This window comes from Chitinophaga horti (assembly GCF_022867795.2).
In the GTDB taxonomy this organism is placed as follows: domain Bacteria; phylum Bacteroidota; class Bacteroidia; order Chitinophagales; family Chitinophagaceae; genus Chitinophaga; species Chitinophaga horti.
The window spans coordinates 5,022,024-5,037,867 of record NZ_CP107006.1 but is presented as its reverse complement, the minus strand read 5'-3'; the positions used below and the strand labels follow the sequence as shown (position 1 = coordinate 5,037,867).

Sequence of the window (15,844 nt, the reverse complement as noted above, 5' to 3'; positions counted from 1 at the left end):
GCGGAGGAGATGAAGCCAACTTCCTTCGTCATTGCGACGAAGGAAGCAATCTTCGTGCGCTATCTCCGCACGAGTGGTTAATAGCTGACTACCCTGCTGCCCGCAAACCTAAAAAGCCCATACTTTTTATTAGCTTTAAGCGATTAACCAACATCGTTTATGAGCCTCCCCACGTCATCGCCTAATCGTTTCCTGTCCCTGGATGTTTTCCGCGGACTTACCGTCGCCTGTATGATCCTGGTAAACACCCCCGGCAGCTGGGCACACATCTACGCGCCGCTTGGCCACGCCAAATGGCACGGCTGGACGCCCACCGACCTGGTATTCCCCTTCTTCCTGTTCGCCGTAGGTAACGCGATGAGTTTCGCCCTAAAGAAGTACGACGCCCCACTAGCGAAAATATTTAAGCGTACGGCCCTTATTTTCCTCATCGGTTTACTGCTTAACTGGTTTCCGTTCGTAGCCTGGTCAGGGGATGAGCTGGTGTTTAAGTCACTGGCCAAACTCCGTATCATGGGCGTGTTGCAACGCATCGCGCTTTGTTACGGCCTGGCAGCCCTCATCATCTATTACTTTAAACCTAAAGGTGCGATCATAGCATCCGTGCTGCTGCTGTTGGGCTACTGGGGACTTTTACTAACCTGCGGACAGGGCGATCCTTATAGTCTCGAAGGCAATGCAGGCCTGTTCATCGACAAGGCCATCCTCGGTGAAAATCACATGTATCGTGGCGAAGGCGTTCCCTTTGATCCGGAAGGGTTGTTAAGTACATTACCCGCCATCGTAAACGTCATTTGCGGTTATCTCGCCGGTGATTACATCCAGCGGAAAGGCAAAAACACCGGTACCGTAATACGCCTCGCACTGGCCGGACTGGTATTCGTGGCCCTGGCTTATGTATGGAATAGCTGGTTCCCGATCAATAAAAAGATCTGGACCAGTTCTTATGTGTTGCTTTCTGCAGGACTGGCGGCTGTAATTTTGTCCATCTTCATCTACCTGGTAGAAATCGTACAATGGAAACGCGGTTGGTATTTCTTCGAAGTATTTGGTAAGAACCCATTGTTCATCTTCGTGATGTCGGGCGTATTGGTAAAGATTTACGGGTTGATCCGCCCCGAACCTGGCAAGGGCTTCTATAGCTGGTTTTACGAAACCGTTTTCAGGCCGCTGGCGGGGGAACTGAATGGCTCGCTGTTGTTTGCGTTGTTTCATGTAGGGTTGTTCTGGTTATTGGGGTGGTGGCTCGATAAGAAGAGGATTTACATTAAGGTATAATAGTCATGGGGGCGGGGCCGTAAGGTCCGCCCCTACCCATTTCATATAACATCAATGTGTTAGGGGAACCCAGCCATTTCTGTGTATTTTTGACACCGATTATTGTTAGCCACTTCCATGAAAAGACCTCGTATCATTAACCCGATGCCGCAGTTTGCGATGTTACCGATGATATAGCGCAATTACGAATACACTCTGATCCGAAAATTATCTGGCAAACGATCCCTGTACCATTGTTTGCCCGGCCTAAATGCAGATACATGAATAAACTTTTTACACTCCTGTTAGTGCTGTTAACCAGCGCGCTTTCAACTTATGGCCAAACCTGTACCGACAAGGGCTTTACCATCGTTATCCTGGGTAGCTCGTCTGCCGCCGGTTATCACGGGCCTACGCACATCGACAGTTCCTGGGTAAAGATTTTCGAAAGGCAGATCAGGGCAGATAATCCGCTCAACATGGTGCGCAACCTCGCAGAAGCGGGAACGACTACCTACTTTGCACAACCGTCCTGGTACAAGGCGCCAGTCGGCCGGCCGGTGGCAAGTGTTGAAAAAAATATTACCCGCGCGCTGAAGGATCTGAAAGCTGATGCCGTGGTGGTAAACTTCCCGTCCAATGACGCGGCGCAAAGCATCCCGGTAGCGGAACAACAAGCGAACTTCAATCGTATTGTCGCCGCTGCTGATTCGTTGCATGTGCCGGTATGGATCACTTCCACGCAGCCTCGTACCACGATGTACGGCGTGAGCCGCGCCCCCCTGATGCTGATGCGCGACTGGCTGGCAAACCGTTTTGGCAGCCGGTACATTAACTTCTGGGATCCGTTCGCCACGGCTGAAGGTAAAATTGTTCCGGAGTATGCAATTGCCGATAGCATCCACCTGAATAACGCGGCCCACCGCATCATGGCGCAGCGTGTCATCGCGGAGCATATCCTGGACACGCTCTGCGCAGGCCCGGTTGCCCTGGCGAAGTTTACCACTCGGTTTGGTGAGGTGGCGAAAATATCCTGGACAACGACGGCTGAAAGATATGTAACGGGTTTCCAGCTGCAGGGGCGTTCGGAAGGCGGTGCCTGGAAGGATGTAGGGGCGCAGGTGCCTTCGACCAGTAACGGCTATGACCTGCAGGAATACGCGCAGACAGATACGGAAGCGCTTCCCTATTACCGCCTTAAGATTACTGATGCAAAAAACAGGGTGTTTTATTCTCCGGTACTGGAAGCAAAGGATTCTTCTGAATTTATTATCAATAATGCCACTATTACCACGGCCAACCAGCGCCTGAAATGGAGCTGGAACAGGACGAAGGAAACCTGGATCGCATCGGCTTACATCCTGCAATGGATGAGTGGCCGTTGGGAAGCTATCGACAGTATTGCGTCGGGGCAATCAGCCTACGAGCTGCAATCCACCGCCTGGCTCACGGGTGGTACCTATGTGATCGCCGGCCGCACCTTAACGGGTAAATTGTTGCATGGCGATACGCTGGTGCTGAATGCGCCGGACGAAAAGCCTTTGATCACGGGCTTCCAGGTAGCGGCGGAAGGGGCAAGTAATATTGCCCGTTTTACGGCTTCGGTAACGGCGCCTTATTCGGTTCACCTCGAATTTCCAGCCGGTGCAACGGGCAACTGGTCGGCCATCGATAAAAAACAGGTGCCGGTAAACGGCAATTACGACCTGCGCGATACGAATCCGCATAGCGGCGCACAATACCGGTTGCGCATGGTGAATAATAATAACGGCAGTACTTACTACTCTGATGTAATCACTTTAGGAGAAGGCTTCGCCCTGGGTGCGCTCACTATCGCCAAAATAGATTATCACCGTACTACGGTTAACTGGAACACGGTTCGCCACCGCCGCCTGAAAGAATTGACGCTGCAGGTAAGCGCAGATTCCGCTAATTGGAGAAACGTGGTTACGTATCCTTCCGCCGCACCTTATACTTATACCTTTACCGATACGAGTTTTGCCGGAGTGAACAGGTGGTATCGGGTGGCAGGCACCGATTCGGCCAACGGCGGTACTTTCTCTGCAGCGGTAAAAGCACTGCCGGACCCCTTGTACCTGGATCCCTTCCGGTCTGCTATCGGAACAATCACGGCACCATCAAATATTCCCTACACCATCACGCGTAATAAAATGATCCAGTCATATGTGGCGGAGCGTTCTATCAATAATGGCGAGAGTTGGGAGGTGATGACTAATACCGTTGTTACCGGCGGCTTTATCAACGATGACCGTTACTACGATGCGGATGTATGGTATCGCATTAGTGCAATAGATTCGCTGGGCCGCCAGTTTGCCGGCTCACATGGCGTATATGCGCGTGGCGATGCTCCGTTCCGCGTGAAAAGTTTTACCGGCTATGGCGATTGGGGAAGTGCCATGCTCTCCTGGACAACCGAATATGAACGTAAAGCAAAACAAATCTCCGTTGTCAGAAGTTCCGACCTCAGTAACTGGCAAACGGTGAACGCAACGCCTATTGCCACAGCGGGTAACAGTACATCACCTGTCCAATACAGCTATATAGATCCAAATGTGGCGCAGGTTACCTTGTTTTATCGTTTGGTACTGGAAGACAGCGCCGGCCGGAGAACGCTGACGCCAATAATTGAAGTGAATCCCGATACGCTTTTTGCCCTGCCATACCGTTTGGCTTCGCTCACCGGCACTCAGGAGGGCAACCGGCAAACTATAAAATGGCAGGTTTCCGTAGAGAAGAATATGAGAAACATCACGGTAGACCGTAGTAATGACGGTACAAACTGGACGGCCCTTAACATTGACCTCGTAGCCGCGCGCGGCGAAGGTGTGTACAAAAATGTGACGTATGAGCGAACTTATACGTACAACATTTCCGGCACCACCAATGCTGTTTATTATCGTTTGCGATATATGGATGTCCGCAACCGCTATTTCACGGTGCCGGTCGTTGTCAAAATAGTGGCAGACTCTAACTTCGCGACGCCTATACATTATGCTAGCGTAAGCGCAGTGCGCAACCTGGACAAACAGACGGTGAGCTGGAGCACGAGCAAAGAATGGAATTCCAGTGAGTTTATAGTACAGCGTAACGTAGACTTTAGCGGCTGGAATGCTTTGGAAGGAAGGGTTAAAGCCGCGGAAATGTCTAACACTACTAAGCATTACACTTTTGAAGACACCTCCTATACACCTAGGCAGGTGCAATACCGGGTGGTGATGCTGGATGCGTTTGACCGCGTATTTAATAGCCCGGCTGTTGCTATGCCGGTAGACTCGAACTACAATCGCTACTTCCGCGTAGGAAGCTTCAGCGGGGTGCGCGATGGTCGCACGCAGGTGATTACCTGGACGACGACCAAGGAATTTTTTACCACCGACATTCTCATTGAAAGAAACCACAGCAACGCGTGGGTACGGGTAGATTCGGTGCCGGCTGCAGGTATTTCGATGACGGACAAACCGTACACGTTTACTGACAAGGAGTACAATCATAAAGACATTTACTATCGTCTTACTTTCCGAGATAAATATAAACGAACGGAGCGCAGCAACGAGGCGCTGGTGAAAATCGATTCTAACTACGTGACGCCCGTTCGCTTTGGCGGCCAGTCGGTGAAACGTGAACTGGACAAACAGGTGATCGCCTGGAACACAACCAAAGAGTTCGGGCTCGTACGTTTCAATATCCTTCGCCTGGACGGCAATACCTGGACGCGCATCGATAGTGTGCCTGCCAAAGGCGCCGGCGATTATACTTTTACGGATAATGAGTATAAGGAGAAGGAAACATATTACCGCCTGCAGGTGCGTGATGAATTTGGCCGCGGTACCCTTACGAATGAAATGTTCGTACGGATAGATTCCAACTATAATACGCCTGTCCGTTACGGTGCCGTCACCGGTGCCCGTGAAGGCGAAACACAGGTGATCAGCTGGTCTACGCTGAAAGAGTTCCGTACGAAATCGTTCGATGTCGAAAGAAAGAATGCGGACAATAGCTGGCTGAAGATAGGGACCGTGAACGCCGCCGGTATCGATATGGATGGTCAGTCATACAGCTTCACCGATACCGAAGGCCTGCCCGCTGCGCAAACATACCGTGTCGTAATGACCGACCTGTTCGATCGCGCTACCTTTATCAGTCCCGAAGTAAAATTAGCCGCCGATAGCCGTGAAGCCGCCGTGTTCAAGAACTTCACCGTAACCCGCGAGAGCGAAAAAAGCATCCTGAAGTGGACTACCGCCAGCGAATACGGCAGCCTGCGATTCGTCATCGAAAGAAGCAACGACGGCAACGCCTGGACACGCATCGACAGTTTGCCTGCCGCCGGTAAATCGTCGGCAGACCTTGCGTACAGCTTCACCGATGCATATGTTGCCAATACGGTATGGGCACATTACCGCGTGCTCGCTGTAGGCGTAAATGGTACCCGCACACCAGGTGAATCAGTGAAAGTAGTGGTATTGATTACGAGCAACCCTACTGATCCGCAACCCACCACCGGCCAGGTATATGCCTACCCCAACCCGGCCTCCGGCAGCTTCAAGATTCACGGGTTCGCCACCGGCGTACATACAGAAGTATATAACAGCCGTGGTGTCCTGGTATATCGTAACACACAATACGCCGGGGAAGCGATCAACACCGAATCATGGCCCGCCGGTATTTACTACATACAGCTGAATAAAGGCAGGTACCGCATCACCCTTATCAAGATTTAATCCTACTGTATAAATAACGAATAGCCCGTTTAGTCTTAAAATGACTGAACGGGCTTTTTTGTGGGCTGAAATGCAGCTGTATTCGCGATGATCACATGAAGATGCTATATGAAACGGCAATTCGCCGGAGTACTTTTATCTTATTAGCCCCATACCCCTACCGAACCAGAAACATTATTTCTTATCGAGCCTCAAAATTGTTTTGCATGAAACATTTCTATGCACTGTTGCTGCTTGCATTACTCAGTGCCCCGTCCACGTTTGCCCAGGTTTGTACCGATAAAGGGTTCAGGCTGGTAATTGTGGGATCGTCCACCGCCGCCGGCTGGTCGGGCCCCACGAGTATCGACAGCTCCTTTGGTCGCCGGCTGAAGCGGCACCTCGAAGCCATACACCCAAACTGGGCGGTGTATAATATCGCTACAGGCGGTATCAACACGTATGCCGTGCAGCCCAGCTGGTACAGGCCGCCTGTCATTCCGGGCGACTCGCGCCCCGCTCCTGATCCGGCGGTAAACATCACCCGCGCGATCAATGAGTTTTCGCCGGATGCCATCCTGATCAGTTTACCCTCTAACGATGCCTCCGCCGGTTATCCCCTGGCGGAACAACAAGCCAACTTTAACCGTATTTGGGCCACAGCCGATTCCATGAACATCGCTGTTTGGGTAACGTCTACCCAGCCCCGCGACCAGATGTGGGGCGCCTCGCGGCAACCGTTGATGGATATGCGAGACTGGCTGGCCACGCGTTTCGGCGCTAAGTACATCGACTTCTGGACGACCTTCGCCAATACCGATGGTACGATCAATTCTGCATATGCGTCGGGAGATGGCATCCACCTGAATAATGCCGCACATCGTATTATGTTCGAGAGAACGGTGGCGGAAGGTATTCCCGATACACTGTGTAAAGGCCCGATCCGCCTGCAAAGCCTGGCGGTAACGGCAGCCGGCAGCGGCAGGTCTGTCGCCTGGACGGTTACCGGCGAACGCCTGATGACGCAGTACGTGGTACAACGCAGCCTCGATTCGCTGGCCTGGGATTCGGTGGGTGTAGTAGCGGCCAACGGCAGTAATATCGTTACCCGCAATTATACCTTCGCAGATAACAGCACACAGAGTACTGCTATCTATTATCGCCTCAAACTGCGCGACAGTCGCAACCGCATCTTCTACACGCGTGGGGTTAAGTTTGATGCGCAACCTGTTCCTTATGCCCTCTCGTCCTTCACCGGCGTTGCACGCTATAATACAGCGAAGCTCGACTGGACTACCACTTTCGAAACAAAATTGCATCGCATCAAACTGCAGAGAAAAACGGCCGTATCAACCTGGAAGCAGATAGCAGATTTGCCTGCTGCGGGTAACGCTACCGTACCAACGAATTATACGTATACAGATACACTTACTTCGGATAGTTCGTTTTACTACCGCCTGCACATCAGCGATAGCAGCGGCCGACAGTTCCTTACCGACAGTATTCGCGTAAACGCTGACAGTGGTTATTGGAAACCTTTCGTGCTGCAAAACTTCGCGGTGACGGGTAACGATACTGCCGCCAATCTGAGCTGGCAGACCACCCGCGAAAAGTATACGGATAAGTTCTTCATCCTCCGCAACAACGGCGCAGGTTGGGCCACCATCGATTCGGTAAACGCCGCCGGCCGCTCGTCCACACTACGCAGCTATACTTACATCGATCATAACCGATTCAACTTCGACGTATTCTATCGCTTACGCCTGCAAGACAGTTTAGGCCGCAGCACCTTCAGTGATTCAGTAAAACTGCTGAAACCACAGCCGCCGTTCGCGCTGGACAGCTTCTCCGTAACTGCCGACTGGGACCAGTTTAACGCAGGCTGGAAAACACTTACGGAATACAACAGCTGGCGTTTCTCGCTCTTGCGCAGCGCAGATTCTGTTAGCTGGACGACTGTAACGGTGGTGAACGCAGCCGGTACTTCGACCACGCCGCGTTATTATACTTATGTCGATAAACCGGCCACGCTGCAGACTTATTACTATCAGTTGAAGATGGAAGGCCTTTCTGGCGGCAGCTACTACTCGAACGTAGTGAAAGTGCAGGCAGATTCCTCGTACGCGAAGCCGTTCGTATATAGCGGCCCAACCGTTACGCGACAGAATAACCTGCCTTACGTACAATGGAGCACCACGAAAGAAAAGAATACACTCCGCTTTACCGTACAACGCCGCCTGTCTACAACCAGCTGGACGACCGCGGGCACGGTGAACGCCGCCGGTAACAGCAATACCTTACGTAACTACAGCTTTACCGACAACAGCATCTTGAACGAAGATGTGTACTATCGCCTTAAAATGGAAGATACCAGTCAGCGTGCTTTCTACAGCGATTCTGTAAAGCTCAATAAACTGGTCATTCCGTTTGTGCTGACAGCCTTTACCGGTACCGCCGACTACAACCAGCGCAACCTCGCCTGGACCACCGCCAGCGAAAACGGCAGCCTGCGTTTCATCGTAGAACGTAGCGCCGATTCCGCTGCCTGGACGACGGTAGGTAACGTACCAGCGACCGGCACTTCCGCTGTGCCGGTGAACTACACATTTGCGAACACTAACGTGCCGCAACAGGTATGGTACTATCGTTTGCATATGGAAGACACTGCTGGTGTGCATACGTACAGCGGCGGTATTAAAATACAGCCAGACCCACTGTATGCACAGCCGTTCACCTATACCGGACCGACCGTTACCAAAGTGGGCAGCTATCCGTTCGTACAATGGGTGACCACGCGTGAGAAAAACACCTTACGCTTCACCGTAGAACGGAGTTTGAACAACACCGGCTGGACGGGCATCCGCACGATCGCGGCAGCGGGTAATTCCACTACGGCGCGTAGTTACAGCTTTACCGACAGTACCGTGTTCACGCAAAACGTATATTATCGCCTGAAGATGGAAGACACCGGCTACCGGGCATTCTACAGCGCTTCGGCATTGCTGGCTTATGCGACCGGGCCGTTTGCGCTCACGAGCTTTACCGTAACGCGCGACTACGACGACGGTTACCTTAACTGGTCGACCGCGAGCGAAACCAATACGTCTAAATTTGTATTACAACGAAGTGTGGATTCTGTCACCTGGGACATACTCGCGTTTGTACCGGCAGCCGGCAACAGCACAACGGCAAGGCAATACACTTACAAAGATCCGTTGGTGCCATCTATCGCCTTCTTCTATCGCCTGAAGATGGAAACGACGAATGGCAGCGCAACTTACAGTCCGGCCGTAAAAGCTTTGCCTGATCCGGTGCAGTTGCAGCCTGTGAACCTCAGTTCATTTACAGCGGTACTTGTAGGTGGTAAACCGAGTGTGCAATGGACGAGCAGTATTGAAAAGGAAAGCTCGAAATGGCGGCTGCAACGCAGCACCAACGGTTGGTCGTGGACGACAGTGAGTACGCAGAACGCGGCAGGTCGAACGTTAACAGGCGCTTCGTACAGCTACAACGATAACTTTACGGTTACCGCGCTTACCCATTATCGTGTGCAATTGGAAGATTCTGCGGCGCGTACATTCAATAGCAGCAGTATCTCCGTATCGCCTGGATCCGGATCGCGGCTGGCATTTGCAGCACCAACGCCTGAAGCAGGTGCGCAGCTGGAACTGCTAACCCCGAATCCAACTTCCGGCGACTTCCGCATCAATGGGTTATCTGCTGGTGGCCACCAGGTGGAGGTGTTTAACACTGCTGGCGCGCTGGTTTATCGTCATGCATCCTACGAAAATGGTACCCGCATCGAAGCTGGTAACTGGAGTAGTGGTATCTATTATGTGTTGATAGATGGCGGAAAAACTAAACTCCGACTTGTAAAACAGTAACGGCAGCCTGCTGCATAGATAACGGGTTCCTCTTCGGGGGAGCCCGTTTTTATTGTATGCCTGTTTCGGGTACCAAAGCTATGCATCTTAAACTACCCCACATCATCTTGCTGCTATTACCGCCCGTCCCGGATAAATTGTCGCCCTTTTCCGAATTCGCTATCTTGTGCCGTTACAATTTTTTAGTCTGTTTATGAAGAAATTAGTGCTTTCCGCCCTGTTGCTAGTAGCCGTACAGGCTTTCGCGCAGGACGAGCTGAAATACCAACGCCCACCCGCGGCGATTTACGATCTGGCCATGGCGCCTGCCACACCAGCTGTGAGTTTTAACGATAAAGGTACGGTGATGCTGTTGCTCGGCCGCAGCACCTACCCGACCATAGAAGAGTTGTCGCAGCCGGAATATCGCCTCGCCGGGCAACGTATCAATCCTGCTACCTTCGGGCAAAGCCGCAGCAGTTATTATACGAACATTACGATTACCGATCCAAATACGAAAAAGCAATCACCCGTAACCGGCCTGCCTGCAGATGCCCGCATCGGAGCTATCAGCTGGTCACCGTCGGGCAAATACTTCGCGTTCCTGGTGACAGGTACAAATGGCATCACGTTATGGAAGGCGGATGTAGCTGCTAAAACTGCAACACAAGTGAGCCGGCGTAAGATCAATACAACGATCGGTAATCCAATCGCCTGGTTAAGCGACGATGCCATACTGGTACAGGCCGTGCCAGTAAATATGGGTGCTGCGCCCGAAAAACCGTTGGCGGCAGAAGGGCCTACCGTACAGGAAACAAAAGGTAAAGCCGCCCCGGCCGCCACTTACCAGGATTTGCTCAAGAATCCGTATGACGAAAAACTGTTCGATTATTACTTCCAGACGGAATTGGTGGTTGTAGGCAATGGCAGCGAGAAAGTCATCGCGCCTGCTGCGGTGTATACTTCCGTAAGGCCTTCGCCGGATAAACAATACCTGCTCGTGAACCGGCTGCGTAAACCTTACTCTTACCTGGTGCCGGCAGAACGTTTCCCGACAACGATCGAGATCATCAAAATATCCGGCGAAAAGGTAAAAACGCTGGCAGAAAATCCATTGGACGAAATCAGGCCGACGGGTTTTGATGCGACGGTTAGTTTTCCGCGCAGCTTTAACTGGCGCGCAGATGTGGCAGCGACGGTGGTTTGGGTACAGGCATTAGATGGCGGCGATCCGCGTAGAAAAATTGCGGTGAGAGATGAAGTGAAAATGCTGACAGCCCCATTCACCGGCGAAGCGGTATCACTCGCGCGTACTACCATGCGTTATCGGGGCTTACAATGGGGTAATGCCCAACTGGCATTGCTATCCGAAGGGATGCGCAGTCTGCAGAAAACAAAAGTAAGTAAGATCGATCCGTCCAACCTGGCGAAGGAGCCTGTCGTACTCATCGATCGTTCCGATAATGATCGCTACAACGATCCCGGAGACCCGGTAACGGTGAAGAGCAGCTTCGGTACGAATGTGTTGTACATCTCTCCCGCGAAAGAATTACTGATGACTTCCGAAGGTGCATCGCCACAAGGCGACATGCCTTTCATTGCTTCCTTTAACCTGGAAACGCGTAAGCAAAACATCCTCTGGCGCAGTGCAGCTCCTTACTACGAAACGCCGGTAGAAATCATCGATCCGGCTAAACTGCTCGTCATCACCAGCCGCGAGTCTGTAGAAGACCCCGCGAACTACTTCCTGCGCGATATCAAAAGGAAAAAATCAACGCAGCTTACATCCTTTACGCATCCTCAGCCACAGCTGCTCGGTGTACAGAAACAACTACTGAAATACAAACGTAAAGACGGCGTTGACCTTACCGCAATGCTCTACCTGCCCAAAGGTTACGATCCCGCAAAGGATGGGCGTTTGCCGGTATTGATGTGGGCTTATCCGCGTGAATATAAGAGTGCCAGCGATGCCGCCCAGGTGCGTGGTTCGCAATACCGCTTCACGCGCGTGGGTTATGGTTCCGCCATCTTCTGGGTAACGCAGGGCTTCGCTGTAATGGACGCTACCGAAATGCCGATCGTAGGCGAGGGCAACCGGGAGCCGAATGATAACTTTATTGAACAGGTAGTGATGAACGCCGAAGCCGCCGCAGAAAAAATCACATCGATGGGTGTGGGCGACAAAAACAGGCTGGCTGTAGGTGGTCACTCTTACGGCGCGTTTATGACAGCGAACCTCATGGCGCATACCGATATCTTTAAGGCCGGTATCGCGCGCAGTGGCGCATACAACCGTACACTTACGCCATTCGGTTTTCAGAACGAGCAGCGCACGTACTGGCAGGCGCCGGAGGTGTACTATAAAATGTCACCTTTCTCCTATGCAGATAAAATCAAAGAACCTTTACTCATGATTCACGGCGAGGCGGATAATAACTCCGGCACGTTCCCGGTACAGAGCGAAAGGCTGTACAACGCGATCAAAGGTAATGGCGGCATCGCCCGCCTGGTGTTCCTGCCGCAGGAAAGCCACGGCTACGCCGCGAAGGAAAGCATTTTGCATATGTTGTGGGAGATGGACCAATGGCTAACGAAGTACTTGAAAGACGCTAAATAACAACGAAGGGGCTGTGGTAACACGGCCCCTTTTTTTATCTTCACAATACGACGGCAATGCCTTGCAGCAACCCGCGGCAAAGAACTAGATAAGCCGGAACAATAGCGGACGGGCAATGTTCGATTTCGCACATGTGCATCTATCTGACAATATTTAAATATATTGATAACCATAGAGATTGATTTTGGTACGCGGGATGCTTCCTGATGCTTACCCAAACCTAAAACCACATGTTCAGGAACTATTTAAAGATCGCTTTTCGTAACCTGAAGCGTAATAAAAGTTACGCGATCATCAATATCGCGGGCCTGGCCACGGGCATTGCCGCCTGTGTGCTCATCTTCCTGGTACTGCAATTCCACCTGAGTTTCGATACCTTTCATCCGGAGGTCGGCCGCCTGTACCGGGTAGTCGTCGCAGATACCGGTACCAACGGCCCGAACCTCAACGATGCCATTTCACTCCCCATGCCGGAAGCTTTCAAGAACGAATTGGCGCAGTTCGAATATGTAAGCGGCGTCGCCACCACCAGCGGCGACCAGATCCTGGTTAATGACGGTAAAGGCGACCCAAAGAAGTTTTCGCAAGACAATGTGTTTTTTGTCGATCCGGACTTTTTCAGCATGACGGGCTTCAAGTTCCTGGCGGGCGATAAAATGGTACTGACAGATCCGAACAATGCGATCTTAAGCCGTGCGACCGCGGAACGCATGTACGGCTCCTGGCAAAACGCGCTGGGTAAAAGTTTTCGCTACCGCAATCGCCAGGACTGTAAAGTAGCTGCCATCATCGAAAATCCACCGGCTAATACCGACTTTAATATCCAGATGGCTTTCCGCCACCGCAATACTTACTTTGGCGGATTCGACGATTGGATCAGTATTTCCAGCGGATCTAATCTATATGTGCGTTTACGCCCGGGTGTATCGCACGACTTAGTGCGCCGTGAAATGCGCGAACTCGTAAAACGGCATATGAGCGACTCGAAACGTACGCCGCTGCTGCAACCGATGAGCGAAGTACACTTCGACGACCGGTACGATAACCTGAGCGGCACCGTCGTAAGTCGGCAAAGCCGCCTGACGTTAATATTGATCGGCACCTTCCTGCTGATTACTGCCTGCGTGAATTTCATCAATCTTGCCACCGCCCAGGCGGTAAGCCGCTCCTGCGAGATCGGGGTGCGCAAAACGCTCGGCAGCACCCGTCGCCAACTGGTGATCCAGTTTATGAGTGAAATGCTGCTGATCACCGTATCGGCAGTAGTCATCGGTGCGATCATCGCGTTTATCGTGCTGCCCTTCATCAATGTACTGCTGGAGTCAAGGGTGAACCTGGGCGATGCGAAGATCTGGCCGCTGTTGCTCTTCCTGGTGTTGCTCACCGGCGTCGTAACCTTATTATCTGGTTTTTATCCGGCCATTGTACTATCGGGCTTTAACCCGGTAATGGCGTTGAAGAACAGGATTACCGCCAAAACGATCGGCGGCCTGTCCTTACGCCGTGCACTCGTCGTTTTCCAATTCGTGATCGCACAAATGCTCATTATCGGCACGCTCGTGGTGTTGAACCAAATGGATTACTTCCGCAATACGCCCATCGGTTATAACAAAGAATCAGTCGTGAACGTACCTATACCGCCAGACAGTGCCAGTCGTTCGCGCATCGCGGTGTTACGGCAACAGTTGCTGCAGCAGCCCGGTATATCGATGGTCAGTGCCAGCTCCGTCACGCCGTCGGACTATGGCCACTGGTGGTCGGGCTTCCGGTACGATAACCGCTCCGAAGGTACCGACTGGCCCACCACGATCAAATGGGCGGATGGTGACTTCTTTAAAGTGTACAATATTGATTTTGTAGCCGGTCATAATTACTCATCGGCCTCCGATACGGTGCGCGAGTTTATTGTGAATGAGTCGTTAGTGCGTAAACTGGGTTTAAAACATCCTTCCGAGATCATCGGTAAACGCATCGATCTGTGGGGGCAGATGAATTTACCGGTCGTGGGAGTGATCAAAGATTTTCACAGCAGTTCCTTACACAATCATATCGATCCTATTTTGATGTCGTCAGCCATGCGGCAGTACCGGGTGTTGAATATCCGTCTGTCAGTCGCAAATGTGAAACCGGCCATGGATGCCATCGAAAAGTACTGGAACGCCGCTTATCCCGATTACAGTTATAGTTACCAGTTCCTCGACGATAAAGTGGCCAGCTTTTACCGGGAGGAGCAACAACTGGCAACCGTGTACGAAATCTTTGCCGGTATCGCCATCTTCATTTCCTGCCTGGGACTGTACGGGCTGGTGTCGTTCATGGCCGTGCAGCGCAAGAAGGAAATGGGCATTCGTAAAGTGTTAGGTGCTTCGGTGGCGAATATTCTTTACCTCTTCTCCCGCGAGTTCACGGTGCTTACGGGCATCGCTTTCCTGATTTCCGCACCCATTGCCTGGTACTTTATGCAGTCGTGGCAGCAGGATTTTGCCTATAGAGCGCCGATGGGTGTGGGCGTGTTTGCAATCGCCATCCTGACGTCTGTACTCATCGCCTGGATTACCGTAGGTGGACGCGCATTAAGCACCGCCTTCTCCGATCCGGTCAAAAGTCTGAAAACAGAATAAACGGTATTTTTTACACCTTTGGCCGGGGACGCTAGCAGTTCCCGGCCTTCTTTTTTCCGTCCACCCCAAGCTGCTTTAAAAATCATTTCTATTGCTTATTTTACAGGATAATGTTTTGTTAGCTTTGGCCTAAATCATGTCAGAAATCCGGAGTACAGACGACAACTTACGCATTTGGTGGGAGGCGGTGCTGGGCGGAGATACACTGGCTTATTCTCACGTTCATGAACTGCTGCACCCGGTATTGTACCGGTATGCCTTTGCTATGCTTAACGACGAGGCGCTGGCAAATGATGTGGTACAGGAGCTTTTTATCAAGATATGGTTTAAGAAAGAGCGGATAGGCATGCTGCAAAATGTGCGGGCTTTTTGGCTCACCGCCCTGCGCCGGCAAACGTTGAACCAGCTGCGTAGCCTGCGGCGCCTGCAAATATTGCCGCCCTCCGAGCCAGACATCGAATTTTCCACGGAAGATATTATCATTACCGCTGAGCAGCAACAAGACCTCAAAGCAAAAATCGCGCGTTACCTCAACGAACTGCCCAAACGGCAAAAAGAGATCATCTACCTCTATTATTACGAAGAACTTTCCTACGATGAAATAGCGGGCGTGATGGATATTAACTATCAGTCCGTGCTCAACCTCATGCAAAAAGCACTGAAGCAGCTGCGCGAGCTGGTGTCGCACCTTCCGCTACTGGGGCCGGTTTGGCTGGCTGCCAAAATATTTTTCTAAAATTTCTTCAAAAAAGGAGTATCCGGCTA

The 15,844-nt window shown here is 51.8% G+C and carries 6 protein-coding genes; all 6 read left to right on the top strand.

From position 1 onward, the window contains the following. The first annotated feature begins 159 nt into the window (after nucleotides 1-159). The 6 genes from MKQ68_RS20235 (at nucleotide 160) to MKQ68_RS20210 (ending at nucleotide 15,815) form a co-directional block, all read left to right on the top strand. Nucleotides 160-1,278, top strand: a complete 1,119-nt coding sequence (locus MKQ68_RS20235) for an acyltransferase family protein (RefSeq protein WP_264280684.1) — start codon at nucleotides 160-162, stop codon at nucleotides 1,276-1,278. Nucleotides 1,279-1,538: 260 nt separating this feature from the next. Continuing rightward, nucleotides 1,539-5,999 (top strand): GDSL-type esterase/lipase family protein, encoded by a 4,461-nt coding sequence (locus MKQ68_RS20230; protein WP_264280683.1) that lies wholly within the window; start codon nucleotides 1,539-1,541, stop codon nucleotides 5,997-5,999. Between the two features lie 206 nt (nucleotides 6,000-6,205). Continuing rightward, nucleotides 6,206-9,862 carry an SGNH/GDSL hydrolase family protein gene (locus tag MKQ68_RS20225; protein WP_264280682.1) on the top strand — a complete coding sequence of 1,219 codons (3,657 nt, stop codon included), beginning with the start codon at nucleotides 6,206-6,208 and terminating at the stop codon, nucleotides 9,860-9,862. 193 nt (nucleotides 9,863-10,055) lie between these two features. Next, on the top strand, nucleotides 10,056-12,458 hold the full coding sequence (locus tag MKQ68_RS20220) for a S9 family peptidase (protein WP_264280681.1): 2,403 nt from the start codon (nucleotides 10,056-10,058) through the stop codon (nucleotides 12,456-12,458). A 230-nt stretch (nucleotides 12,459-12,688) separates the two neighbouring features. Further along, nucleotides 12,689-15,079: an ABC transporter permease gene (locus MKQ68_RS20215; RefSeq protein ID WP_264280680.1), complete on the top strand. Its 2,391-nt coding sequence runs from the start codon at nucleotides 12,689-12,691 to the stop codon at nucleotides 15,077-15,079. Nucleotides 15,080-15,215: 136 nt separating this feature from the next. After that, nucleotides 15,216-15,815 (top strand): RNA polymerase sigma factor, encoded by a 600-nt coding sequence (locus MKQ68_RS20210; protein ID WP_264280679.1) that lies wholly within the window; start codon nucleotides 15,216-15,218, stop codon nucleotides 15,813-15,815. Nucleotides 15,816-15,844 lie beyond the last annotated feature (29 nt).